Raw genomic sequence first — 24493 nt, 5'->3', positions numbered from 1 at the left:
GCATAGCGAAAGCGCTAGACAACGATTCATGGCAAGACGGTCCTGGCATAAGAGCGCCGACACGCGCACGGAAATTCTCGACGAGGCGGAGCGCCAGCTTCAGGCTGTGGGCTATGCCGATATGACCATCGGCTCGATTGCCAAGGCGCTTGGCATGTCGCCGGCTAATATCTTTAAAAATTTTGGTAACAAAGCCGGCTTGATTGATGCGGTGGCGTTGCGTTGGGTGATGGAAATCGACGCGGCCATCGAAACGACCGCTGGCATCCCATCGGCCTCGCTCCGGCTCAGAGCAATGGCCCATCTCATTCTGGAAACCCATCTCGTTCGAGGCAAAATGCCCGCCCGTCTGGCAATCATGATTGGCCTGGATTCAACCCCTCCGCCGAGCGCTATCGCCTTTTTTCATCGGTTGCTGCAGCGCTTTGAGAAGCTGATTGAGGATGGAATTGCCGACGGGGAATTTGCCCCTTGCGATGTTGTGGTCACCGCCGCTGCACTCTGCGATAGCCTCATCACCATCCTCGATCCAGCCGCGGTACTCCGTAGCCGCAGCTTGTTCACCGTCGAGGAGATGACAAAGAAGTGTGACCAGCTCGTGGATTTCGTGATCCGGGGTCTCAGCTTGCGTGCTTGAAAAGTGACGTTCTGCTGAATATGGTACTTTTCGCTGACTCGCCAGGGTCGGCAAATAAAGCCGGGTTGGTTAGCTTGTTCACATTGTCGTTCTGGTCCAGCTCGACGATTGACTTTGGGGTCTGCCGAACGTCTTCTCCGACTCCGCATGCAATCACGACTTTTGGGTCGCTGCCGCCAGTTGGTTGGAGTTTCCGACATTGGGCGTCAGGCGGTTGGTCATGGAGTCGTCTTTTGGTTGTGCTTTGACCGTTCAAGTCATATCCATCGAATGATCGGTCTTTTGGGGTGGGGGCATTGATGACGCCGGCTCGGCTTGTTTCTCTTCTCCTGTCGGTGACGATGCTCGCCGGCTGCGCAGTCGGTCCAGATTTTGAGCGACCCGCCTTGGATCCCGGTGCGGGCTATCTCGGTTCGGGCGATGCTTCTGCCGGCCGTGCGACGGGTACGAGTCTCGCGTATGCCGCCGATGTTCCGGCTCGCTGGTGGGAATTGTTCCGCAACAAGGATCTCGACTTGCTGATGAAGCAGGCGATCGAGAAAAATCCTGACCTAGAGTCGGCTCGGGCGACCTTGAAGCAGGCCAACGAAACGGCGCTTGCTGCGAGTGGCAGTCTGTTCCCGAGCTTGTCACTGTCCAGCAGTGCGACGCGCGCCGATTCGACCGGTACCACCAACGTCGGCCTCTACACGCTCTACAGCGTTACGCCGTCGGTCTCCTATACGCTCGATATTTTCGGCGGTACGCGCAGGTCTGTGGAGGCAGCCAAAGCCTCGGCCGAGAAGCAGGCTTTCACTGCTGAAGCAACCTACCTGACGATAACCTCCAGTTTGGCGCAGGCGGTTATTCAGGAAGCATCTTATCGCGAGCAGATCGCGGCTTCCCAGGAGGTAATCGCCTCCTATCAGGAACTTCTTGGCGTTCTCAATAACCAAGTCAGTGTTGGTACGGCGGCTCGCGCCAATGTCCTGCAGCAGCAGGCGTCGCTGGCTCAAGCCCAAGCTTCGCTGCCGGCATTGCAAAAAGCTTTGGCGCAGCAGCAGAACACTATCGCTGCGCTGGTTGGCGATTTCCCCAATCAGTATGCCTCTCGCAAGTTCCGTATTGCCGGCCTCGTTCTGCCGCATGCCCTACCTCTCAGCGTACCGTCTGCGCTTGTCGAACAACGCCCGGACATCCGGGCGGCGGAGGCGCAACTCCATTATGCCTCAGCCGAGATCGGGGTTTCGACCGCCGCCATGCTGCCGCAGCTGACGCTCTCTGCCTCGCTGCCCACATCGGCCGCCGAGCTTGGTGATCTGTTTGCTTCGAACACGACTGGCTGGAGTATCGCTGCCGGACTTGCTCAGCCGATCTTCAAGGGTGGTACGCTGGTCCACAACAAGAGGGCCTCTGAAGCGGCCTACGAAGCGGCATTCGCCAACTACCGTTCGACGGTGCTCGCTGCCTTCAAGGACGTCGCCAACGCCCTGCGCGCGCTACAGCACGACCGGCAGGCACTTGCCGGCTATCTCGCTGCCGAAAAGGCGGCCAAAGAAAGCCTCGATCTGTCTCAAACGTTGTTCAAGGCGGGCACCGTTTCCTATACCGACGTGCTGACGGCCCAATCGACCTACCAGTCGGCACGCCTCTCCCGCGCTTCGGCCGAAGCTTCGCGTTACCTCGACGCGGTGGCGCTGTTTACGGCATTGGGTGGCGGCTGGTGGAACCGGCCGGACAACCTCGTGGCGCTCGCCAATACCGATCCTCAAAAAACCATGCCGTCCGTACCCGGAGAGAAGAAGTGACGAACCTTAAGAAGCTGGCTGGCGGCGCATTGCTGCTCGCCCTCGCGCTGCCGCTGATCTCCGGCTGTGAACAGGTGGGTGCGGTGTTGCACAAGGCTGGCGATATGCTTGGTGCCAAGAGCGGCGGTGCGCCCGCCGGGGCGGCGCCCGGCGGTGGCGCCCCCGCCGGCATGCAGATGCCAACGCCGGAAGTGGGCTTTATCGTTGTCCATCCCACCTCGGCACCGATCGTCGAGGAAGTCGCGGGACGCACGGCGGCCTCGGCGGTCGCTGAAATTAGGCCGCAGGTCGGCGGTATCATTGAAAAGCGGGTTTTCGAGGAAGGTTCGCGGGTCAATGCCGGCGATGTGCTTTATCGCATCGACGCCCGATCCTACCAGGCAACGCTCGACGCCGCCAAAGCCGATCTCGAGCGAGCTGAGGCGAGCGTACCGAGCGCACAAGCGAAGTTCGATCGCTATCAAGAACTTGCCAACGTCAACGGTGTTTCCAAACAGGATATCGATGAGGCGCGCTCGGCACTCCTGCAGGCCAAAGCCGCTGTTGCTTCCGCCGCGTCATCTGTCCGAACGTCAGAGATCAATCTCGGCTACACCGAAGTTAAGGCGCCAATTTCCGGCCTGATCGGCCGCTCCTCAGTGACCGAGGGTGCGCTGGTCACGGCGGGGCAGGCGACGGCGCTGGCGACCATCCGCCAGATTGATCCGATTTATGTCGACCTCAGCGCGTCGAGCACCAGCATGAATCACATGCGTCAGGCGATTGAGGGTGATGGCGTGAATTCGGGCAAGCAGGGTCCGAAAGTTACCATCAAGCTCGACGACAACTCGACCTATGAGGAGGTTGGCCGCATCATTTCGACCGAGGCCAATGTTGACGAGACCACTGATACGGTGACCATCCGTTCGAGCTTTGCCAATCCGAAGATGCGGCTCCTACCCGGCATGTATATGCGCGCCTCCGTCGAGATTGGTACGGAGAATAATGTTTTCCTGCTGCCGCAGCGCGCAGTAAGCCGTGGGGTCACCGGCCAGGCAAGTGCTTATTTTCTAACGACCGACAACAAGGTCGAGTCGCGCGCTCTGACGGCTAATCGCGCCAACGGCTTCAGCTGGGTGGTAGAGAAGGGCGTCTCCGACGGCGATCGCCTGATCATAGAGGGTGTGCAGAAGATCCGGCCCGGCATGGCGGTCAAGTCCGCCGAGGTGGAACTTGGCGCCGACGGTCTCGTCAAGCCTCAGGCAGCTCCGGCTGCTGCGCCGGCCAAGGCGCCCTGACAATTCAACAGGCTGGTTAGCGGCGCCTGCTGCTCCGGCCTGACCAACGGTGCATGTGACGCACCGACCGATTTTCGCTTACCGATTCGCCCGAATCCGGCGGATCGACCTCGTCGAGGCAAGGCATGGCTCAATTTTTCATCAATCGTCCCGTTTTCGCCTGGGTGATCGCCATCACCATCATGCTGGCGGGTATTCTTGCCATCTCGACGCTATCGATCTCGCAATATCCCGAGATCGCACCGCCGACCGTGCGCATCTCGGCGACCTATCCCGGGGCTAGCGCCGAAACCGTCGAAAATGCCGTGACCAAGGTCATCGAGCAAAACATGAACGGTCTCGACAATCTCGACTACATGGAGTCTTCGTCGACATCCGACGGCTCGTCGTCAATCACGCTGACCTTCTCCAACAAGGGCAATGGCGACATCGCCCAGATGCAGGCGCAGAACAAGCTGCAACTCATCCAATCAACTTTGCCCCAGGCGGTGATCGACCAAGGCATCACGGTTAGCAAGTCGACGAATTCTTTCCTGATGGCAGTGGCGGTGGTGTCGACCGATGGGACGCTCAACGGTACGGATCTCGCCGATATCGTCTCGACACGTCTCAAGGACCAACTACTGCGCGTCCAAGGTGTCGGTAACCTGCAGTTGTTTGGTTCGAGCTATGCCATGCGAATTTGGCTCGACCCTGATCAACTCAACAAGTTCACGCTGACTCCCAGTGATGTAGCAAATGCCGTTAAGGCGCAGAACGCTCAGGTTTCTGCCGGCCAGATCGGTGGACGGCCAGCGGTCGTGGGGGTGCAGCTGAATGCGACGATTACTGCCCAGAGCCAGTTGCAGACCCCCGAACAGTTCCGCAATATTATTCTGAAAACGCAGCAGGACGGTTCGATCGTCCGGCTCGGTGACGTGGCGCGCGTTGAAATCGGTTCGGAAAGCTACGCCGCGCAGGCCTATTACAACGGCAAACCGGCTGCCGGTTTTGGCGTCAATCTCTCTTCCGGCGCCAACGCGCTCCAGACCGCCGAGAATGTCCGCACTACGCTTGACCGACTGAAGCCGTCGCTACCGCAAAACGTGGAATATGTCTACGCTTACGATACGACGCCCTTCGTAACGCTTTCCATCGAAAAGGTGGTCGAGACGCTGATCGAAGCCGTCGTCCTTGTTTTTCTGGTGATGTATCTGTTCCTTCAGAATTTCAGGGCGACGCTGATCCCGGTCATCGCCGTTCCGGTCGTGTTGCTGGGTACCTTCGGCGTTCTCGCGGTGATGGGGTATTCCATCAATACACTGACCATGTTCGCCATGGTGCTGGCCATCGGTCTGCTCGTCGACGATGCCATCGTCGTCGTTGAGAACGTCGAGCGCATCATGACCGAGGAGAAGCTGCATCCGAAGGCGGCGACGCAAAAATCGATGCGCGAGATCACCAGCGCGTTGATCGGTATCGCACTGGTGCTCTCGGCGGTGTTCGTGCCGATGGCGTTCATGGGCGGGGCGACCGGTATCATTTATCGGCAGTTCTCGGTGACCATTGTGTCGGCCATGCTGCTGTCGGTTGTCGTTGCGTTGGTTTTGACGCCGGCACTCTGCGCGACGATGCTAAAGCCGAGCCATGGCGGTCATCGTGGCTTCTTTGGTTGGTTCAATCGCCGTTTCGATGATTCGTCATCGATATTCCAGCGGACTGTCCGCGGCATCATCGGTCGTCCCGTGCGCATGCTGGTGGTGTTCCTGGCTTTGGTCGGTGGTGCCGCCTTCATGTTCGACAAGCTGCCGAGCTCGTTCATTCCAACCGAAGACCAGGGTGTACTGCTCGCCATGATCCAACTGCCGTCTGGCGCGACAACGGAGCGCACCAAGCAGGTGGTCGATGAGTATGCCGACTATTTCCTGAAGAATGAGACGGAGGCCGTGGAGAGCGTCATGGCAGTGACCGGCTTCTCATTTGCTGGCTCCGGCCAGAATGCCGGCTTCGCCTTTGTACGCCTTAAGGATTTCAAGGGCCGGACTGACCCACGGTTGTCGGCCCAGGCGGTGGTTGGCCGGGCGATGATGGCGACCTCTAGGATCAAGGACGCCATGATCTTCACGCTGTTGCCGCCGGCCATTCCGGGCATGGGCATTTCTGGCGGCTTCGACATGTATCTGCAGGATACGGCCGGCAATGGTCGCGCCGCTCTCGAAGCGGCTCGTGATCAGGTCCTGATGCAGGCGAATCAGAATCCCCAGCTGATGGCAGTGCGCGAAAACGCTCAGCCCAATCAGATGCAGCTGCACGTCAACATCAATCAGGAGAAGGCGACGGCTCTCGGGATCAATTTGGCCGACATCAACTCGATCATAACCACGGCCTGGGCCGGCTCCTACGTCAATGACTTCATCGATCGCGGCGAGATCAAACCCGTCTATCTGCAGTCGGATGCACCGTTCCGCATGACGCCCAGCGACTTCAATCGCTGGTACGCCCGCAACGGCACGGGCGAGATGGTGCCGTTTTCCTCCTTCGTCGAGACCAATTGGTCCTTCGGTCCGCCCAAGCTGTCGCGCTTTAACGGCGTGTCGGCGATCAACATTCAGGGCAACGCCGGATTTGGTGCATCATCGGGTCAGGCGATGAACGAGATGGAGTCCTTGGTTTCCAAGCAGGGTGGCGGATATACCACGGGCTGGATTGGCCTTTCCTATCAGGAGAGGTTGTCGGGCGCGCAGGCCAATGGTCTCTATGCCGTGGCTTTCCTGGTGGTGTTCCTGTGTCTTGCCGCCCTTTACGAGAGCTGGACGATCCCGTTTGCTGTCATGCTGTCGGTGCCGATCTCAGTGCTCGGTACGTTGCTCGCCGCCAAGTTGTTCGGGCAATCCAATGACGTCTATCTCAAGGTCGGCCTGCTCACGACCATTGGTCTTGCCGCCAAGAATGCCATTCTGATCGTCGAGTTCGCTCGTGACCTGCAGCGGCAGGGCGAGGGGTTGATCGAAGCCGCGCTGCACGCCGCTCGCATCCGTCTCCGCCCGATTATCATGACGTCGCTCGCCTTCATCCTTGGCGTCACGCCGCTTGCCATAGCAACGGGTGCCGGCTCGGCGGCGCAGAACGCCATCGGCATCGGCGTGATGGGTGGCATGATTGCTTCCACCACCGTCGGTTTGTTCTTCGTGCCGCTGTTATTCTACGTCGTCATGCGGTCGAGTGAGCGGATGGGCTGGAGCAACAAGCCGCCAGAGGATGAGGCAGCGGCCGAAATCTAGGACGGCTTCAATGAGAACGGAAAAGCCCCGGCAATGTCGGGGCTTTTTCATTGGTGTTCCGAAACGTCGTTAGCGAGGGATGCCCAACAGACGCTCTTCGCGTCGTTTCCAACAAAATCGATGTACGTCCGTCGGAAATGATCAACTCCAGACATTGCCATTTGTGTGATAAATTCCTGTGTCTTTGAACCGTTTCGCCGATAGGCGGGTTATCGCGTTATGAGACAAGCTGGAGGAGTTCCATGGAATATCGCAAGCTCGGCCCGAGTGGTACGGTCGTATCGGTACACTGCCTTGGCGCCATGACATTTGGCGACGAAGCTGACGAAGCGACGTCTTTTCGCCTGATGGACGATTTCTTCGCTGCGGGCGGCACTTTCATTGACACAGCCGATGTCTATTCCGCCGGGGTGTCGGAGGAAATCGTCGGCCGTTGGCTGAAGGCACGCCCGATCGAGGCAAAGCAGGCGGTCGTTGCGACCAAGGGGCGCTTCCCGATGGGACCGGGGCCGAATGACCTCGGCCTCTCCCGCCGCCATCTCGGCGAAGCCCTCGACGCCTCGCTGCGGCGGCTCGGCATCGAGCGCATCGACCTCTACCAGATGCATGCTTGGGATGCTCTGACCCCGATCGAGGAGACGCTACGCTTTCTTGATGACGCGGTCAGCGCCGGCAAGATCGCCTACTATGGTTTCTCCAACTATGTCGGCTGGCATATCGCCAAGGCTTCGGAGATTGCGAAAGCGAGGGGCTATAGCCGGCCGGTGACGTTGCAGCCGCAGTACAACCTTCTCGTCCGCAATATCGAACTTGAAATCGTTGATGCTTGTCTCGATGCCGGCATGGGCCTGCTGCCATGGTCGCCGCTCGGCGGCGGTTGGCTTTCCGGCAAGTACAAGCGCGACCAGCTGCCGTCGGGCGCCACGCGCCTCGGCGAAAATCCCAACCGCGGCATGGAGGCCTACGGACCGCGCAATGCCGAAGAACGGACCTGGGCGATCATCGGTGCGGTCGAAGACATTGCCAACAGCCACGGTGTGACCATGGCACAGGTCGCACTCGCGTGGCTGGCGGCCCGGCCCGCCGTCACGTCGGTCATTCTCGGCGCACGCACGCCCGCGCAGCTGGCCGACAATCTGCGGGCGGCGGATCTGAAGCTCTCCGATGAAGCGCTGGAACGGCTCACGACCGTCAGCGCACCGACGCCGCCCGACTATCCCTACGGCGCGCAAGGCATTGCTCAGCGCCATCGCAAACTGTCCGGTAGTCGCTGATCTATGGAAGGAAATCGGACGGTAGGGTTCTTACCGTTCGATCCGGCTTATCCTGCCTGCTGTATCGGGCGGCTCTGGGCGAAGCCGAGAGCCAGAATCAGCAGCATCATCATAACGATGGCTGGAATCTGCAGGCTGAAGTCGACCAGCGAATGGACTCCACCGGCCAACACGGCGGCCGCCGAAGCCGCGGGAATCATCCAGTTCTCGCGGCGTATGGCGGCCCAGGCAGTGGTCCCCGCCAGCAGCAACACCGATAGCACGACGGCGATTGTGGCGGGAATGCCGAGCTCGGCGGCCAGTTCCAGGTAGAGATCGTGAGCGGCGTCAAACGTTACGTCGGGGCTGATCGGATCGGCTTTCACCGCTCGGAAGGCGTCCTCATAGGTGCCGCCGCCGTACCCGGTCAGTGGTCGAGAGGCGATGAGACCGAGCGTCTGTTTGTAGACGGCGAGCCGGACATCGGCATCGCGGTCGACCGTCGCCATGCGCTCGAACAAGACGCCACCGGTGTTGGCCAGCACCGCGCCGGCGATGAGACCGATGACGATAAGCACACCAGCGAAAACACGGCGTATCCCAGTCGACCTGAACATGGCGATCAGCGTAACGACGCCGGCACCCAGCGCTGCGACAAACATGCCCATGCGAGAGTGCGAAGATGCGAGTGCGAGGCCGATCAGGGCAAGCGGCGCGACATTGAAACCGAGCCGGGTCAACAGTCGGCTTAGCCGTGAGCGCGCGACGTCGTCTTCATCATCTCCAAAGACGAGAGCCACGCCCATGATGGCGCCGAAGGCGGCGAACGTCGCGAAGCTGTTGCGATTGACGAAGGCTCCGGTGGCATCGCCGAAGTAGGCGTCCTTCGGTAAGAACAGCAGAACATCGCCAAAAAAGGTCAGCGAGGCGAGGGCGAGCAGCGCGTGAGCGGCGATACCCCAGTAAACCAGACGAAACAGCATCTTCGCCCGCTGCTTTTCGACGGAGACTTGCAGGGCCAACACGAAAAACAACGCGTAGGTCAGATAACGCACCAGCATGTCGAAGGTGGCACCGGGCCCGATGGAAATTCGTCCCGTCGCGTCGGCCAATGGTGACAGCGCTGCCCATTCGGGCGCAGCGCCAATACCGAGCGGCAGAAGGGTTATCAGCAACCAGACGATCACCAGGCCGAACAAGATCACGGGTATGGCGAGGGCGGACAAAGGCAAGCGTGGCCGGACATGGCCGCGATAAAGCCCAATGGCATAAAACAGCCCCATCGCAGCGACGATGACCGCATAGAGCATAAAGAAGAAGGCGCGAATGCCGCCCAAGGGCAGCGGCGCCAAGAGCGCCGTCGCTACCAATGCCCATCCGAGGTAGTCGTGACCTTTCGACCGGCGGGACATGCTGCTCCGGTGCGCCCTATGCTGACGATTGGCCACGCTTGGCGATCCTCCTGAATGACGGCGGCACTTTAGCGATTTCGTTGGCGGCGAGCTAGGGGATGTATCTCGAAAGTTGCTGGCTTTTAGGCGGAAAGCTTTACCGCCAAAACAATGGCTTAGAGAGGTCATTCCGTCGGCTCGGCATGCCACCCGTGTTCCTCATCCTCCATGCAGCGCATCGGCCGCCTTCAACGCCGCTGACGCACGGTTCTCGACACCGAGTTTGGCGTAGATCTGCTCGAGGTGTTTGTTGACGGTGCGCGGTGAAAGGCCAAGGATCTCCCCAATGTCTTTGTTGGTTTTGCCGCGACCGATCCATAGAAGCACTTCGGCTTCGCGCGCGGTGATACCGAAGCGAGATTTCAAAAGATCGGTTTCGCCTGCTTCGCTACGACCGAGTCGGTAGAGCCGCTCGCCCGGTCCAGCTGTGCCCACCGGAACAAGGAGGAACGGTGAAGCGTTCGGTACCGTCACCTCCAAAGGCCCGTCGCCATTTGCCGCCGCCGCCTCGATTGCACCGGCAATGCCGAGATCATCGATCAGTCGATTCGCCTGCGGGGTTGCCCAGACGATACGGCCCTCTGGGCTAATCGCCACCAAATGCCGCCCGGCTGCATCGAGCGCGGTCTGCGCCGAAAGACTGGCACGCGCGTTGGCAAGATGGACGCGGATGCGAGCCCTGAGCTCGTCAAGATCAATCGGTTTGGTGAGATAGTCCACGCCGCCGGAGGCAAGGCCGTGGACGATATGTTCGGTTTCGCTCAATCCGGTCATGAAGATCACCGGTACGTGGGCGAGCGCCGGCATGGCCTTCAGCGACCGACAAGCATCGAAGCCATTCATTTCCGGCATCACCGCGTCCATCAACACAACATCCGGAGTCACGCGAAGGGCGATGGCAAGCGCCTGACGACCGGAGGTGGCTACCAGCACCGTAACGCCCTCGGCTTCCATTGCCTCGGTAAGGAAGCCAAGCGTCTCGGGACTGTCATCGACAATGAGCACGGTGTCGCGGGTTTGGGTCATGACGAGGTCATATCCTCGAGGGCGGCGGTAAAGCGCGTGAGGTCGAAGGTAGCAAGATGGGCGCTGAGTGTTGCGATGGTGGCAGGGTCGACATCCGTTTCTGCCAGCGCGGCAAGCTTGCCCTCGAGCCCACGCACATAGCCGATGGCCGCGAGCGACTTCAGTTCTGTAATGTCGGCCGCGGAGAACCTCGTGGGGTGTCCCGCTGGCTGTGGGCTCGCCATTTCCGCCTCGCTGGTTGCCGTTTCCAGGAAAGTTACACCGAGATGGCGGCCGAGCCGGTCGAGCAGGTCGGCGAGCGAAAAAGGTTTGGCCAGCAGATCATCGTGGCCGAGGTCGCTGGCCGGCATAGCCCCGTCACCGATGTTGGCCGACAACATGACGATCGGCGTCCTGACGCTGTCCGCTCTTAACCGGCTGACCAACTGCCAGCCATTCATGCCGGGCATACGGATGTCGACGAACAGGATGTCCGGCTGCGCCGTTTCCATGAGAGTGATGCAGTCCGCGCCGCTGGCAGCCGTCAGCACGGTGAAGCCGAGCGGAGCGAGCATCTCCGTCATCATATCGCGGTGTTCGGCGTTGTCGTCGACCACCAGAATGACGCGTCGAGGACCCGTATAGCCGGTCACTGGTCGGTCGCCGTCAACTGCGGCGGCACCGACCACGGCGCCTAGCATCAGGCGGACGCAGAAACTGGTGCCGGCGCCAGGCGTCGAGGTGACGGCGATATCGCCGCCCATGGTTTCGACCAGCAGGCGGGTGATGGTGAGCCCGAGCCCGAGGCCGGGAATCTGGGTGGAAGCCGCGTGCTGGCCACGCTCGAAGGGCTCGAATACGCGGCTCTGATCGTCCTTGGGAATGCCGATGCCAGTGTCTGCGACGGTGAAACGCGCCACCTGGTTTCGGTAGTCAACGGTAAGCGTCACGGTGCCCTTTGGGGTAAACTTGATGGCGTTGGAGAGGAGATTGACGAGGATCTGGCGCAGGCGCTTCTCGTCGGTTCGCACCACGGCGGGAAGGTCGGCGGCGCGACTGGCACGGAAGGCTAGGCCGCTTGCCTCCGCTTGCAGGGCAAACATGCCCTCGACCTGATCCAGGAGGTCGTGAACTCGGACATCGGCCAGCCGGATGCGGAAGCGACCGGCTTCGATGCGGGAAATGTCCAGAAGGCCGTCGATCAGGCCTGACAGGTGCTCGGCGGAGCGACGAATCACGCCGACGGCGTTGCGTCGTTTGTCGGCAATGGCAGGGTCGCGTTCGAGAATCTGGGCATAGCCGAGTACCGCGTTGAGCGGGGTGCGTAGCTCATGACTGAGGCCGATGACGTAACGGCTCTTGGCGTCGCTGGCCGCTTCGGCCTTTTCCTTGGCTTTCTGAAGCTCGGCATCGGTTCGCTTGTGGGCGGCGATTTCCTGGAATAGCGCCTGCGTCTGGCGGGCACCTTCTTCCTCGGCGACGGCGCGCGAGTCGCGGGCCAGCACGAAGAACCAGACGACGATGCCGATCACCACCGAGAAAACGAAGAACACCACGGCGAGCGTCCGGCCGACCAGGGCCGCCTCATCCGGATGGTCAACGGCCACTTGGCGATAGACGAACCACATGATGAGACCCGACAGAGTGGTCCAGAAGCCAAGCTCCACAAGATAGCGGCCGAGGCGCGTTTCGCCGGCGGCGACGAATGGCGACGGCAACAGGTGCCCGAAGAGCGCTTGCATCTGAGCGCCGAGCCGCGCCTTTGGCTTGCAGCGGTCGTGGCAGCGAGCATCCAGAGAGCAGCATAGCGAACAGATCGGCGCCTGATAGGCCGGGCAGTAGGACATATCCTCTGCTTCGAAGTCATGCTCGCACACCGAGCAGGTCAGATTCGGCGCCAGTGCATAGGTGCGTCGGGGTTTGCGAGCCAGATAGAAGCGACCGCCGGTGAACCAGGCGATCAGCAGCGCGGCAAGGAAGGCGACGACAAGCGCCACAAAGGGGGCGAAGGCTTCGACGACCGGCCCCGCGAGACCGACATGGGCAAGAAGGCCAATCAAAGTGGCTGCGGCCATCGCTCCGACACCGACCGGATTGATGTCCCAAAGATGGGCGCGCTTGAACTCGATACCGGGTGGACTGAGGCCAAGCGGCTTGTTGATCAGGAGATCGGCCGAAATGGTCGACAGCCAGGCGACGGCGAGAATCGCGAATACGGCCAGCGTCTGTTCCAGCGCCTGGTAGATGCCGATCTCCATCAGCAAGAGGGCGATAGAGACGTTGAACACCAGCCAGACCACGCGGCCGGGATGGCTATGGGTGAGCCGCGAGAAGAAGTTCGACCAGGCAAGCGACCCCGCGTAGGCGTTCATCACGTTGATCTTGAGCTGCGAGACCACCACGAAAGTGGCCGTTAGCAGATAGAGCCAAATGCCCTCGGGCAGCACGTAGCCAAAGGCGACGGCATACATCCGTGCCGGCTCTGCGGCGTGCTCGATAGGAACGCCGCTCGACAATGTGAGCACGGCAAGAAAGGACCCGGCCATCATCTTGGGTACGCCAAGTACCACCCAACCGGCGCCGGCGAGGAACACCGCCACGCGTCGCCGCCGACCCGAACCAGGCAGACGCGCCGGCAGAAAGCGGAGGAAGTCCACCTGTTCGCCGATCTGGGCGGTGAGGGCCAGAATCACTGCGCTCGCCGCGCCAAAGGCGATGAGCTGGAAGCCGCTGCCCGGCACTCCCTCCCGTCCCGGAAAGGCCGCCCAGTCGGAAAAGCTGGCACCGTCGGAAAAGGCGATGAAGATGAACGGGAGAATATTCAGGACGATCCAGATCGGCTGCGTCAAAATCTGGAAGCGGCTGATCCAGGCAATGCCATGGGTGACCAGCGGAATGACGACCAACGTGGAGACGATATAGCCGACCCAAAGCGGTAGCCCGAGCGCCAGTTCGAGGGCCGTCGACATGATCGACGCCTCGATGGCGAACAGGATGAAGGTGAAGCTCGCATAGATGAGCGATGTGACGGTCGAGCCGATGTAGCCGAAGCCGGCACCGCGGGTGAGAAGGTCGATGTCGACGCCGTGGCGGGCGGCCGTGCGGGCAATCGGCCAGCCGACGACAAGCATGGTGAGACTGGCGGCGAGGATAGCGGCGACGGCGTTGATCGTGCCGTAGGACAGTGTGATGGCGCCGCCGATCGCCTCCAGTGCCAGGAAGGAAATGGCGCCGATGGCCGTCTGTGCGACGCGTTCTTGCGACCAGCGCCGTGCCGATTTGGCTGTGAAGCGCAGCGCGTAATCTTCCAACGTCTCGTCGGCGACCCAGCGATTGTATTGGCGCCGGATTGGTATGATGCGCTGCCGCGCTGCCATGCGCCCCGTCTCCCCTTTCACGCTCCCCTAGGCGGCAGACTGCTCGTTTTTCCGGCAGATGGATCGGCGCAAGCGTCATCACACCGCCCGTCTGCCGAGCTGATCGCTTCCTTCCTCCGTCTGTTTGCAGGGTTCATGCCGGTTCGGTCGGCGGCTTACGTCAATCGACGTATAGGGCGACCGGCTCGCTTGGTCGAAAGTCGCAGTGAGGACCAGACGGGGCAAGGGGCCTCGGCCTCCAGAAAAACGGGGAACCACAGATGTCGCAGATCTTCGATCGGCGTCGCATGACGCTTGCTGCCGTTCTCGGCGCGCTTCTCGCTTCCACGATGGCTGGTTACGCTGCCGACGACACCATCAAGGTCGGCGTGCTGCATTCGCTGTCGGGTACCATGGCCATTTCCGAGACGACGCTGAAGGACACGGTCCTCTATCTCATCGACGAGCAGAACAAGAAGGGTGGTGTACTCGGCAAGAAACTCGAGGCGGTGGTGGTCGATCCGGCTTCCAACTGGCCGCTGTTTGCCGAAAAGGCACGCGAGCTGATCTCGCAGGACAAGGTGTCGGTGGTGTTCGGCTGCTGGACGTCGGTCAGCCGCAAGTCGGTGCTGCCGGTGTTCAAGGAGCTCAACTCGATCCTGTTCTATCCCGTCCAGTACGAAGGCGAGGAGTCGGAGCGGAATGTCTTCTACACCGGCGCCGCCCCCAACCAGCAGGCCATTCCCGCCGTCGACTACCTGATGAAGGAAGAAGGCGTTCAGCGCTGGGTGCTGGCGGGCACCGACTATGTCTATCCGCGGACCACCAACAAGATCCTTGAAGCCTACCTCAAGGCCAAGGGCGTGGCCGCCGACGACATCATGATCAATTACACGCCGTTCGGCCATTCAGACTGGCAGTCGATCGTCGCCGACATCAAGAAGTTCGGTTCGGCTGGCAAGAAGACCGCCGTCGTCTCCACCATCAATGGCGACGCCAACGTTCCCTTCTACAAGGAGCTCGCCAGCCAGGGCATCAAGGCTGAAGACATTCCGGTGGTCGCCTTCTCAGTCGGCGAAGAGGAACTGGCCGGCATCGATACCAAGCCATTGGTCGGTCACCTTGCCGCTTGGAACTACTTCGAGTCGATCGATAGCGAAGCCAATGCCGCCTTCATCGACGGCTGGCACAAGTTCATCAAGAACGATAAGCGCACCACCAACGACCCGATGGAAGCCACCTATATCGGCTTCAATGCCTGGGTGAAGGCGGTGGAAGCGGCCGGGACCACCAATACCGACACGGTAATCGATACGCTGGTTGGAACCACCGTACCGAACCTGTCGGGCGGTTATGCCACCATCATGCCGAACCATCACATCACCAAGCCGGTGCTGATCGGCGAGATCCAGGACAATGGGCAGTTCGATATTGTCTCGAAGACGGCACCCGTGGTGGGCGACGAGTGGTCGGACTACCTCGAGGGCTCGAAGGACCTGATTTCCGATTGGCGCAAGCCGCTGTCCTGCGGCAACTTCAATGTCGTCACGGGCAAGTGCGGCGGCAATTCCTGATCACCCGCACTCCCCCCGTCCGGGGCTGCCCCTGGCCCCGGACGGGATCGATGGACCAACGGAGCGGTTCGGCATTTGGATGACGTACAGATAAGCTGAACCTCAAATATGCGCTTAAAAAATATATCCCAAACAAGTGATTACGGGTCTCTCTTTAGGCTCCGACATATGCTCCGGGCGAAAGTATCGGCGGACGCAATTGTCGGAGCCGAATCCTTGGACTCCGCTGATCAGATGCGCCGGACCGTCAAACGAATGCTTCAGCGGTCTCAGGCCGAAACGGACATGCCATGAGCTTCTTCCGCCTTTTCACTATTCTGTTCGCGCTGATCGTCAGCTTTCAGCCGGCACTCGCCAGCCGCATCGCCGATACCGACCTTTCGTCCCGTATCGTCGCACTTGGGGCAGGCGGCTTCGACGATCTGGAGAAAGCCATCGCCAATCTTGCTGCCAGCGGTGACGATCGTGTACCGGCTGTCCTCGATCGTCTGGGCAATGGTGAATTGGTGGTGCGCAAGGCTGATGGCGCGGTGTTCTTTGCCGACAAGGCTGGCACGGACTTTCGTCTCACCGATCCGGTAACCGGTTCCGACGCCGGGCTAGCGCCTAAGGCGACTGTCGAGAAGGTCAAAGTCAACAATCGCATCCGCCGAACGATTGCTTCGGCAGTGGGGGCGTTGACGCTGATCAGCCCCGATCCGGCGGTGCGCAGGGCAGCGGCCGAGGCGGTGATGAAATCGGCCGACGCCGCTGCTATTCCGGTCCTCAATCAGGCGATCGCCACTGAGACAGTCGCGGATATCCGGGCGATGATGATGGCAGCGCGTGCCACCGCACTGCTGGCTTCCAGCGCGTCCGAGGCCGACAAGGTGGCTGCCATCGCCGCCATCGCCGATCTCGGCAGTCGTGACGCTCTCGGCTTCCTCTCCGGCTATACGTCCACCGAAGGTGCAGTTGGCGATGCCGCCCGCAAGGCCGTGGCGGCCATCGAGAGCCGGCTGATGCTGTGGGATATCGGCCAGAACCTCTGGTACGGTCTGTCGCTCGGCTCGGTGCTGTTGCTCGCTGCCATCGGTCTTGCCATCACCTTCGGCGTCATGGGGGTCATCAACATGGCGCACGGCGAGATGGTGATGCTGGGCGCCTATGCCACTTTCACGGTGCAGGAGGTCATCCGCACCTCCTGGCCGGGCCTGTTCGATTATTCGCTGCTGATCGCCTTGCCTGTTGCCTTTTTGACCGCCGCGCTCGCCGGCATTCTGATCGAACGCCTGGTCATTCGCTGGCTCTATGGTCGGCCGCTCGAAACGCTTCTGGCCACCTGGGGCGTGTCGCTCATCCTGCAGCAGACCGTGCGCTCGATTTATGGTGCCAACAATCGTGAAGTCGGCAATCCCTCGTGGATGTCGGGCTCATTCTCGGTGGGCGACATCCAGATCACCTGGACGCGTCTCTGGATCATCCTGTTTGCCGTCGCCGTATTTCTTGCGCTGATCGCCGTATTGAAGCGGACCCGGCTTGGGCTCGAAATGCGGGCCGTGACGCAGAATCGCCAGATGGCTGCCGCCGTCGGCATCCGGACCCCTTTGGTCGACGCGCTGACCTTCGGCCTCGGCTCGGGTATCGCGGGCCTGGCCGGCGTGGCGCTCAGCCAGATCGACAACGTGTCGCCCAACCTTGGGCGTGGCTACATCATCGACAGCTTCATGGTGGTGGTGTTCGGCGGTGTCGGTAACCTCTGGGGCACGCTGGTCGGCGCGCTGACGCTCGGCGTCGCCAACAAGGTGCTGGAGCCTTATGCCGGTGCCGTGCTCGGCAAGATCATCCTCTTGGTCGCCATCATCCTGTTCATTCAGAAGCGGCCGCGAGGTCTGTTCGCCCTGAAGGGCAGGGCGGTGGAAGCATGATCATTTCATTCCTCGTCGATAGCCTCGACCGGCGCGGGCGCATCGTCGTTATCCTGCTCGTTGTGCTCGCCCTGCTTGTCCCGGCGGGCAACCTCTTGGTACCGGAAGGCAGTGCCTTCCATGTCTCCACCTACCAGCTCACCCTTTGCGGCAAGTATCTGACCTACGCACTCCTGGCGTTGTCGGTCGACCTCGTCTGGGGCTATTGCGGCATCCTGTCGCTCGGCCACGGTGCCTTCTTCGCGCTCGGTGGCTATGCCATGGGCATGTATCTGATGCGACAGATCGGCGCGCGCGGCGTCTATGCCGACCCGATGCTGCCCGATTTCATGGTGTTTCTCAACTGGAAGGAACTGCCCTGGTTCTGGCAGGGCTTCGACATGGCCTGGTACGCCTTCCTGATGGTGGTGCTGGTACCCGGGGTGATCGCCTTGCTGTTCGGCTGGCTGTCGTTCCGGAGCCGTGTCACCGGCGTCTATCTCTCGATCATCACCCAGGCGCTCACCTACGCGCTGCTGCTCGCCTTCTTCCGCAATGACATGGGCTTCGGGGGCAACAACGGCCTGACCGATTTCAAGGATATCCTCGGCTTTCCGATCCAGGCGCCGGGCACCCGTGCCGCGTTGTTCGCCGCCTCGGCGCTGATGCTGGCGCTCGGCTTTGTCGTTGCATCGGCGGTCGTGCGCTCCAAACTGGGCAAGGTGCTGGTGGCCATCCGCGATGCCGAGAGCCGCACCCGGTTCATCGGTTACCGCGTCGAGCACTACAAGCTGTTCGTGTGGACGCTCAGCGCCGTGATGGCCGGTGTCGCCGGCGCGCTCTACGTGCCGCAGGTCGGCATCATCAATCCGTCCGAATTTGATCCCTCTGCCTCCATCGAAGCGGTGATCTGGGTGGCGGTCGGCGGACGCGGCACGCTCATCGGCCCGCTCATCGGCGCGGTGGCCGTCAATTTCGGCAAAACCTGGTTCACCGGCGTCTTGCCCGAGATCTGGCTCTATGCGCTCGGTGCCTTGTTCGTGGTGGTGACGCTATTCCTGCCGCGCGGCATCGTTGGCCTGTGGGACAGGGTTGTTAGCCGGAGGGCAAAGCCGGCGCCGGACGTGGACGGTTCCGGACGACAGGCGGGAGAGGCAGCATGACCGACAAGGCGGAGGGCTCGCTGCTCTATCTCGATGACGTCTCGGTTTCTTTCGATGGCTTCCGAGCGATCAATCGGCTGTCGCTGGTGCTGGAGCCGGGCGAAATGCGGGCGATCATTGGTCCCAACGGCGCCGGCAAGACGACGATGATGGACATCATCACCGGCAAGACGCGGCCGGACACCGGTGACGTGCTGTTCGACGGCTCCGTCGATCTGACACGCCTCGACGAAGCAGCGATCGCCAATCTGGGCATCGGCCGCAAGTTCCAGAAGCCGACGGTGTTCGAAAGCCATAGCGTCGAGGACAATATCGCGCTGGCATTGAAGGCGCGGCGCGGCGCCTTTGCTGCCCTGTTTCACAGCCGTTCGGCCGCCGAGCAGCAGCGCATCGATACGCTGCTTGCGACCATTCGCCTCGCGGACAAGCGCGACCTCCTCGCCGCCCGACTGTCGCACGGCCAGAAGCAGTGGCTGGAAATCGGCATGCTGCTCGCCCAGGAGCCGCGCCTTCTGCTGGTCGACGAGCCGGCCGCCGGCATGACCGACGCGGAGACGACGGAAACGGCAATCCTTCTCAAGGAAATCGCCAAGACCCAATCGGTCGTGGTGGTCGAACATGACATGACCTTCGTCCGTGCCCTCGGGGTGAAGGTAACGGTGCTGCACGAGGGGTCGGTGCTGGCCGAGGGATCGCTCGATACCGTATCGGCCAATCCGAAGGTCATCGAGGTCTATCTCGGACGGTGAAGGAACGGAGAGCATGCTGAACGTCGAAGCCGTCGACCTCCACTATGGCGCCGCCCAGGCGCTGCGAAAGGTATCGCTGTCGGCCGCCGCAGGGCGTGTCACGGCGGTGCTTGGGCGCAACGGTGTCGGCAAGACCTCGTTGATGCGGGCTATCGCCGGGTTGCAGTCGATCTCCAGCGGGGCGATTCGCCTCGATGGCGATGACCTCGTCGGCCTTACACCCTACGAGCGGGTGCGGCGCGGCGTCGCCATCGTGCCGCAGGGGCGTGAGATCTTTCCCTTGTTGACGGTGGAAGAGAACCTTCTGACAGGGTTTGCCACGCTGAAGCGCGCCGATCGCTACGTGCCCGACATGGTCTACGACCTGTTTCCGGTGCTGAAGGACATGCTGCGTCGGCGCGGTGGCGATCTTTCGGGCGGCCAGCAGCAGCAGCTCGCCATCGGCCGGGCGCTGGTCACCCGGCCACGCCTTCTGGTTCTCGATGAGCCGACCGAGGGCATCCAGCCGTCGATCATCAAGGATATCGGCCATGCCATCGCGTTTCTGCGCCGGCAGGGCGACATGGCCATTGTTCTGGTGGAGCAGTACTTCGACTTCGCCAAGGATCTCGCCGACGATTTCGTGGTCATGGAGCGTGGCGAGGTGGTCATGGCGGGCAGCCGCGACAGCATGGATGAACAGGCTGTGCGCGGCAAAATAGCGGTCTGAGCAACCGGCGAGGTGATACTCTCGCCTGACCCTGTCCGGATGGACAGTCTTGAAAAACTGCCTGGAGCGTGCGATCCCTCGCAGGGCATTCTGACGCAAGCGGAATGCGCGGGGGGCGGTATGCGACTGACCAGCTATTCCAACTATTCGCTGCGCGTGCTCCTGGCGGCGGCTGCTCGCTCGCCGCGTCTCACCACCATCCGCGAGGTGGCCGAGGCTTTCGATCTGCCGCAGTCGCATCTCGTCAAATGTGTCCACCAGCTCGGTACCTGGGGTTATCTCGAGACGGTGCGTGGCAACGGGGGCGGCTTCCGTCTGAAGAAGTCAGCGGCATCGATTCCGCTGGGAGAGGTCGTCCGCCGTACCGAGGATGGTCTGTCGGTGGTCGAGTGCCTCGATCCAGAGACCAATACCTGCCCTCTGGTGGATCGCTGCCGCATGAGCTTGGTGCTGCGTCGGGCAACCGATGCATTCCTCGATGTTCTCGACCGGCTGACCCTCGCCGATGTTGCCGGCAACGAGGCGGAGTTCCGAGCGTTGCTCGATGAAGCTGGTCCGGCGCAGTCTGTCTCAGCCGTTATTTGTGGCTCAGAGGCGCCTGTCGCCCGTGCTTGACCGATTGGCCGCGATTCTCGCTGGCTAAGAGGTTTCGACTGTGTGCGCACGGCCGTGGCTGATAAGAATGTCGGCAACGGAGATCGACGCCAACTCATCACGCATCGCACGATAGGCATCGGCGCAAACCCCGGCCAACGGGCAGTTCTGGCAGGCGTTCGTGTCGGCGCGGCCGCAGACCCGCATGTCATTCTCCGGCTCGAACAGATCGATCACCGCCAATACCGAAATATCGGCCGCTGGCCGGCCAAGGCGATAGCCGCCGCCACGACCGCGACGGCTGACCAGCAGGCCGGCGCGGGCGAGTGCGCTGCAGGACCGGATGACGCGTGCTTCGGGCATGCCGAGCCGGCTCGCCATTTCCGGCAAGGTCACCGCTTCGCCGTCACCACAGATCATCAAAATACGTAGGGCGCCATGGGTCACGGCGTTGATTTTCAAAGCAGCCTTCCTCCAAAGGTATATTGACTGTATACATTTATGTCGTTAGTTCTGTCCATGTCGATTGTCGGAGGGGGATTCCGACGGTCCGCCGGTATCAGCCGGCCACGGGGGTCGCAAATATGATGGTCGTTCATGCCGTCGCTGTCGGTGGTTGCCGCCGGAAGCGTATGGTTGACGCTGCCTGCCTGTCCTCCGGATCGACGAGTTCTGCCTCCAGCCGGTCTGCCGGCGACGTGGCGAACCCTTGAGGAAGATCGTGGCGGTCCGAGCACGACAGGTGCCCGCGGATTGCCTTCGCTGAGAGGATGTCGGCCATCATGTTCGATCAGACATTCGTGGAGTTGTCGCGTTGGCAGTTTGCCGCGACGGCAATGTACCACTTCATTTTTGTGCCTTTGACGCTGGGGCTTGCCTGGCTGCTGGTCATCATGGAAACCGTCTATGTGATGACCGGCAAGGAAATCTACCGGGACATGACGAAGTTCTGGGGCAAGCTGTTCGGCATCAACTTTGCCCTTGGCGTTACCACCGGTCTGACCATGGAGTTCCAGTTCGGAACCAACTGGTCTTACTATTCGCATTATGTCGGCGACATTTTCGGCGCGCCGCTGGCGATCGAAGGCCTGATGGCCTTCTTCCTGGAATCGACCTTCGTTGGTCTGTTCTTCCTCGGCTGGGAAAAACTCAGCCGCCGCCAGCATCTCGGCGTTACCTTCCTGACGGCGTTAGGCTCCAACCTGTCCGCCCTCTGGATCCTGGTCGCCAACGGCTGGATGCAGAACCCGGTCGGCTCGCTGTTCTCGCCCGAGACGATGCGCATGGAGATGCAGTCCTTCGCCGAGGTGCTGTTCAATCCTGTGGCACAGGTGAAGTTCGTGCACACGGTCGCCGCCGGCTACACCACGGCCTCGATGTTCGTGCTCGGCATTTCGTCCTGGTATCTGCTCAAGGGCCGCGACATTGCGTTCGCCAAGCGGTCGTTCGCGGTTGCCGCCGGCTTCGGTCTTGCATCCTGTCTTTCCGTCATCGTGCTCGGTGACGAGAGCGGCTACGAGCTCGGCGACGTGCAGAAGGTAAAGCTCGCTGCCATCGAAGGCGAGTGGACGACCCAGCCTGCGCCCGCTCCCTTCAACCTGATCGGCTTCCCGTCGCAGGAGGAGAAGGCCACCAAGGGTACAATCGAGATCCCGTATGCGTTGGGTCTGATTGCCACCCGGTCGCTCGACAAGCCGGTCCACGGCCTCAACGACCTGCGCGAAGAGCATCTTGCCCGTATCCGTTCCGGCCAGGAAGGTTATGCGGCGATGATGAAGATCCGCGCCGGCGACAAAACGCCGGAAACCCGCGCCGTCTTCGATGCCCACGCCAAGGATATCGGCTTCGGCCTTCTCCTGAAGCAGTTCGTCGCTGATCCGGCCACCGCCACCGAGGAACAGATCCAGGCTGCGGCCGACGGTACCATTCCCAAGGTATGGCCGCTGTTCTGGGCCTTCCGCTTCATGGTCGGCTTCGGCTTCATCATGTTGATTATCTTCGGTTCGGCCTTCTATGTCAGCGCTCGGCGTAGCCATGAGAACAATCGCTGGCTGCTGAGGGCGGCGCTGTTCGCCATCCCGCTGCCTTGGCTCGCTTGCGAACTCGGCTGGTTCGTCGCCGAATTCGGCCGTCAGCCCTGGGCGATCGGTGAGGTGCTGCCGACCTTCCTCGGCACGTCCAGCCTCACGACGACCGACCTCATCTTCTCGCTGACCGGCTTCCTGGTGCTCTACACCTGCCTGCTGGTCGTCGAAGCCTTCCTGATGTTCAAGTTCGCCCGCCTCGGCCCGAGCTCGCTCGGTACCGGCCGCTATCATTTCGAGACCCAGACGCCGGGATCGATCCGCGTCGCGGCGGCAGAATGAGGAACCCGCCATGTTCGATTATGAAACCCTGAAGTTCATTTGGTGGATCCTCGTCGGCGCGCTGCTGATCGGGTTTGCCATCACCGACGGCATGGATATGGGCGTCGGTTCGCTCCTGCCGTTTATCGCCAAGACCGATGCCGAGCGGCGCATCGCCATCAACACGGTCGGCCCGCATTGGGACGGCAACCAGGTGTGGCTGATCACCGCCGGCGGCGCTCTGTTCGCCGCCTGGCCGATGGTTTATGCAGCGGCCTTCTCCGGCTTCTACATGGCCATGCTCCTGGTGCTGTTCGCGCTGTTCTTCCGGCCGGTCGGCTTCGACTATCGCTCGAAGCTCGACAATCCGAAGTGGCGGTCGACCTGGGACTGGGCCTTGTTTGCCGGTGGCGCGATCCCGGCGCTGATCTTCGGCGTCGCCTTCGGTAACCTTCTGCAGGGCGTGCCTTTCCGGCTCGACGAGATCCTGCGTGCTCACTACGAGGGCTCGTTCATCTTCGCGCTTCTACCGCTACTCAACCCCTTCGCGCTTCTGGCCGGCCTCATTTCACTCGGCATGCTGGCTGCTCATGGCGCGGTCTGGCTGCAGCTCCGCGCTTCGGGCGAAGTGGCGGTACGGGCTCGGGCGCTGGTTGTTCGGCTATCGCCGGTGATCACCCTGCTGTTCGCCATTGCCGGCGTTTGGGTCTGGCTGCGTATCGATGGCTATCGCATCGTGTCTCAGCCGGCGCTGGACGCTCTGCCCAACCCGCTCGGCAAGCAGGTGGTTGTGGCGCCGGGTGCCTGGTTCGACATCTACACCAAGATGCCGATTACCATGCTGGCGCCGGTGATTGGCCTTGTCGGGCCGCTTCTCACCGCGCTTCTTGCGAAAGCCAACCGGCCCGGTCTTGCCTTCGTAACGTCGGCGCTCGGCATTGCCGGTATCATCGGCACCGCCGGCCTCTCGATGTTCCCCTTCGTGATGCCGTCGAGCCTCGACCCCAATGCCAGCCTGACCATGTGGGATGCCACATCCAGCCATCTGACGCTCAACGTCATGTTCTGGGCCGTGATCATCTTCCTGCCGATCGTGCTGGCCTACACTGTGTGGTGCTACTGGCGCATGTGGGGCCGCGTGACCGCCGAAGACATCGGCGCCCGCTCGCATTCGGCTTACTGACAGAGGAGAGAGGACAATGTGGTATTTTGCCTGGATCCTTGGCGTCACGGCCGCGGCTGCGATCGGCGTGATCAACGTCATGTGGTTCGAATTCCAGGACGGTCTCGATATCGACGCGTCCAAGTGAGCCATCCGGCACGGCGACAACTCGCCGCGCCGTTCAAGGCCGGCCTCTGTCTTCCCCGGCCATTTCAGAGCGGCTGGCATGGTCGTCCCGCCCACCATGCCGGCCGCCTCTTTGCTTCAATCGCGCCCAAGTGAAGA

The 24493-nt window shown here is 61.5% G+C and carries 18 protein-coding genes; 14 read left to right on the top strand and 4 right to left on the bottom strand.

The annotated features are described in order from the left end of the window. The first annotated feature begins 28 nt into the window (after window positions 1-28). The 5 genes from G522_RS28995 to G522_RS0112935 all read left to right on the top strand — a co-directional run bounded on the left by G522_RS28995 (window position 29) and on the right by G522_RS0112935 (window position 8235). Window positions 29-637: a TetR/AcrR family transcriptional regulator gene (locus G522_RS28995; protein ID WP_051228595.1), complete on the top strand. Its 609-nt coding sequence runs from the start codon at window positions 29-31 to the stop codon at window positions 635-637. A 299-nt stretch (window positions 638-936) separates the two neighbouring features. Continuing rightward, window positions 937-2424 (top strand): efflux transporter outer membrane subunit, encoded by a 1488-nt coding sequence (locus G522_RS26690; protein ID WP_051228594.1) that lies wholly within the window; start codon window positions 937-939, stop codon window positions 2422-2424. Continuing rightward, entirely contained in the window at window positions 2421-3701 is a 1281-nt protein-coding gene (locus tag G522_RS26685) for an efflux RND transporter periplasmic adaptor subunit (RefSeq protein WP_051228593.1), read from the top strand. The genes G522_RS26690 and G522_RS26685 overlap by 4 nt, the downstream gene beginning before the upstream one ends. A gap of 125 nt (window positions 3702-3826) precedes the next feature. Beyond that, entirely contained in the window at window positions 3827-6961 is a 3135-nt protein-coding gene (locus G522_RS0112940) for an efflux RND transporter permease subunit (RefSeq protein ID WP_026791411.1), read from the top strand. Between the two features lie 242 nt (window positions 6962-7203). Then, window positions 7204-8235 (top strand): aldo/keto reductase, encoded by a 1032-nt coding sequence (locus G522_RS0112935; RefSeq protein WP_026791410.1) that lies wholly within the window; start codon window positions 7204-7206, stop codon window positions 8233-8235. A gap of 47 nt (window positions 8236-8282) precedes the next feature. On the opposite strand, the gene G522_RS0112930 is transcribed toward G522_RS0112935, so the two are convergent. The 3 genes from G522_RS0112930 to G522_RS0112920 form a co-directional block, all read right to left on the bottom strand. Then, window positions 8283-9626: an O-antigen ligase family protein gene (locus G522_RS0112930; protein WP_169453522.1), complete on the bottom strand. Its 1344-nt coding sequence runs from the start codon at window positions 9624-9626 to the stop codon at window positions 8283-8285. 198 nt (window positions 9627-9824) lie between these two features. Further along, the gene (locus G522_RS0112925; RefSeq protein WP_026791408.1) at window positions 9825-10691 is read right to left on the bottom strand and encodes a response regulator; all 867 of its coding nucleotides are present in this window, start codon (window positions 10689-10691) and stop codon (window positions 9825-9827) included. Beyond that, window positions 10688-14047 (bottom strand): hybrid sensor histidine kinase/response regulator, encoded by a 3360-nt coding sequence (locus G522_RS0112920; protein WP_026791407.1) that lies wholly within the window; start codon window positions 14045-14047, stop codon window positions 10688-10690. The genes G522_RS0112925 and G522_RS0112920 overlap by 4 nt, the downstream gene beginning before the upstream one ends. A gap of 260 nt (window positions 14048-14307) precedes the next feature. Here G522_RS0112920 and urtA point away from each other — a divergent pair, with 260 nt between their 5' ends. The 6 genes from urtA (at window position 14308) to G522_RS26675 (ending at window position 20722) form a co-directional block, all read left to right on the top strand. After that, window positions 14308-15600 (top strand): urea ABC transporter substrate-binding protein, encoded by a 1293-nt coding sequence (urtA, locus tag G522_RS0112915; RefSeq protein WP_051228592.1) that lies wholly within the window; start codon window positions 14308-14310, stop codon window positions 15598-15600. A 290-nt stretch (window positions 15601-15890) separates the two neighbouring features. Beyond that, window positions 15891-17507 carry an urea ABC transporter permease subunit UrtB gene (gene urtB, locus G522_RS0112910; RefSeq protein WP_026791405.1) on the top strand — a complete coding sequence of 539 codons (1617 nt, stop codon included), beginning with the start codon at window positions 15891-15893 and terminating at the stop codon, window positions 17505-17507. After that, the gene (urtC, locus tag G522_RS26680) at window positions 17504-18649 is read left to right on the top strand and encodes an urea ABC transporter permease subunit UrtC (RefSeq protein ID WP_036839220.1); all 1146 of its coding nucleotides are present in this window, start codon (window positions 17504-17506) and stop codon (window positions 18647-18649) included. The genes urtB and urtC overlap by 4 nt, the downstream gene beginning before the upstream one ends. Beyond that, window positions 18646-19398, top strand: coding sequence for an urea ABC transporter ATP-binding protein UrtD (gene urtD, locus G522_RS0112900; RefSeq protein WP_026791404.1), 753 nt, complete (start codon window positions 18646-18648; stop codon window positions 19396-19398). Before urtC ends, urtD begins: the two co-directional genes overlap by 4 nt. 13 nt (window positions 19399-19411) lie before the next feature. Next, window positions 19412-20107 (top strand): urea ABC transporter ATP-binding subunit UrtE, encoded by a 696-nt coding sequence (gene urtE / locus G522_RS0112895; protein WP_026791403.1) that lies wholly within the window; start codon window positions 19412-19414, stop codon window positions 20105-20107. A 120-nt stretch (window positions 20108-20227) separates the two neighbouring features. After that, the gene (locus G522_RS26675; protein WP_084633159.1) at window positions 20228-20722 is read left to right on the top strand and encodes an RrF2 family transcriptional regulator; all 495 of its coding nucleotides are present in this window, start codon (window positions 20228-20230) and stop codon (window positions 20720-20722) included. A gap of 24 nt (window positions 20723-20746) precedes the next feature. Here G522_RS26675 and G522_RS0112885 read toward each other — a convergent pair whose 3' ends face one another. Beyond that, window positions 20747-21163 (bottom strand): Rrf2 family transcriptional regulator, encoded by a 417-nt coding sequence (locus G522_RS0112885; protein ID WP_026791402.1) that lies wholly within the window; start codon window positions 21161-21163, stop codon window positions 20747-20749. A 320-nt stretch (window positions 21164-21483) separates the two neighbouring features. On the opposite strand from G522_RS0112885, the gene G522_RS0112880 reads away from it, so the two are divergent. Genes G522_RS0112880 through cydX form a run of 3 tightly spaced genes read left to right on the top strand, consistent with a single transcriptional unit; the run spans window position 21484 to window position 24356 of the window. Continuing rightward, window positions 21484-23067 (top strand): cytochrome ubiquinol oxidase subunit I, encoded by a 1584-nt coding sequence (locus tag G522_RS0112880; RefSeq protein ID WP_026791401.1) that lies wholly within the window; start codon window positions 21484-21486, stop codon window positions 23065-23067. Between the two features lie 10 nt (window positions 23068-23077). Continuing rightward, on the top strand, window positions 23078-24229 hold the full coding sequence (gene cydB / locus G522_RS0112875) for a cytochrome d ubiquinol oxidase subunit II (protein WP_026791400.1): 1152 nt from the start codon (window positions 23078-23080) through the stop codon (window positions 24227-24229). A 16-nt stretch (window positions 24230-24245) separates the two neighbouring features. Further along, window positions 24246-24356, top strand: a complete 111-nt coding sequence (gene cydX / locus G522_RS29595) for a cytochrome bd-I oxidase subunit CydX (protein WP_026791399.1) — start codon at window positions 24246-24248, stop codon at window positions 24354-24356. Window positions 24357-24493: the final 137 nt, after the last annotated feature.

The organism is Pleomorphomonas oryzae DSM 16300 (assembly GCF_000422965.1).
Classification (GTDB): Bacteria; Pseudomonadota; Alphaproteobacteria; order Rhizobiales; family Pleomorphomonadaceae; genus Pleomorphomonas; species Pleomorphomonas oryzae.
The sequence above is the reverse complement of the archived record's forward strand: the minus strand, read 5'-3'. Positions and strand labels throughout refer to the sequence as shown.

Excerpts from the sequence above, each read along its gene's own strand:
- G522_RS28995 (WP_051228595.1), top strand. The coding sequence starts at position 29 with ATGGCAAGACGGTCCTGGCATAAGAGCGCCGACACGCGCACGGAAATT.
- G522_RS26690 (WP_051228594.1), top strand. The coding sequence starts at position 937 with ATGACGCCGGCTCGGCTTGTTTCTCTTCTCCTGTCGGTGACGATGCTC.
- G522_RS0112940 (WP_026791411.1), top strand. The coding sequence starts at position 3,827 with ATGGCTCAATTTTTCATCAATCGTCCCGTTTTCGCCTGGGTGATCGCC.
- G522_RS0112935 (WP_026791410.1), top strand. The coding sequence starts at position 7,204 with ATGGAATATCGCAAGCTCGGCCCGAGTGGTACGGTCGTATCGGTACAC.
- G522_RS0112930 (WP_169453522.1), bottom strand. The coding sequence starts at position 9,626 with ATGTCCCGCCGGTCGAAAGGTCACGACTACCTCGGATGGGCATTGGTA.
- G522_RS0112925 (WP_026791408.1), bottom strand. The coding sequence starts at position 10,691 with ATGACCCAAACCCGCGACACCGTGCTCATTGTCGATGACAGTCCCGAG.
- G522_RS0112920 (WP_026791407.1), bottom strand. The coding sequence starts at position 14,047 with ATGGCAGCGCGGCAGCGCATCATACCAATCCGGCGCCAATACAATCGC.
- urtA (WP_051228592.1), top strand. The coding sequence starts at position 14,308 with ATGTCGCAGATCTTCGATCGGCGTCGCATGACGCTTGCTGCCGTTCTC.
- urtB (WP_026791405.1), top strand. The coding sequence starts at position 15,891 with ATGAGCTTCTTCCGCCTTTTCACTATTCTGTTCGCGCTGATCGTCAGC.
- urtC (WP_036839220.1), top strand. The coding sequence starts at position 17,504 with ATGATCATTTCATTCCTCGTCGATAGCCTCGACCGGCGCGGGCGCATC.
- urtD (WP_026791404.1), top strand. The coding sequence starts at position 18,646 with ATGACCGACAAGGCGGAGGGCTCGCTGCTCTATCTCGATGACGTCTCG.
- urtE (WP_026791403.1), top strand. The coding sequence starts at position 19,412 with ATGCTGAACGTCGAAGCCGTCGACCTCCACTATGGCGCCGCCCAGGCG.
- G522_RS26675 (WP_084633159.1), top strand. The coding sequence starts at position 20,228 with ATGCGACTGACCAGCTATTCCAACTATTCGCTGCGCGTGCTCCTGGCG.
- G522_RS0112880 (WP_026791401.1), top strand. The coding sequence starts at position 21,484 with ATGTTCGATCAGACATTCGTGGAGTTGTCGCGTTGGCAGTTTGCCGCG.
- cydB (WP_026791400.1), top strand. The coding sequence starts at position 23,078 with ATGTTCGATTATGAAACCCTGAAGTTCATTTGGTGGATCCTCGTCGGC.
- cydX (WP_026791399.1), top strand. The coding sequence starts at position 24,246 with ATGTGGTATTTTGCCTGGATCCTTGGCGTCACGGCCGCGGCTGCGATC.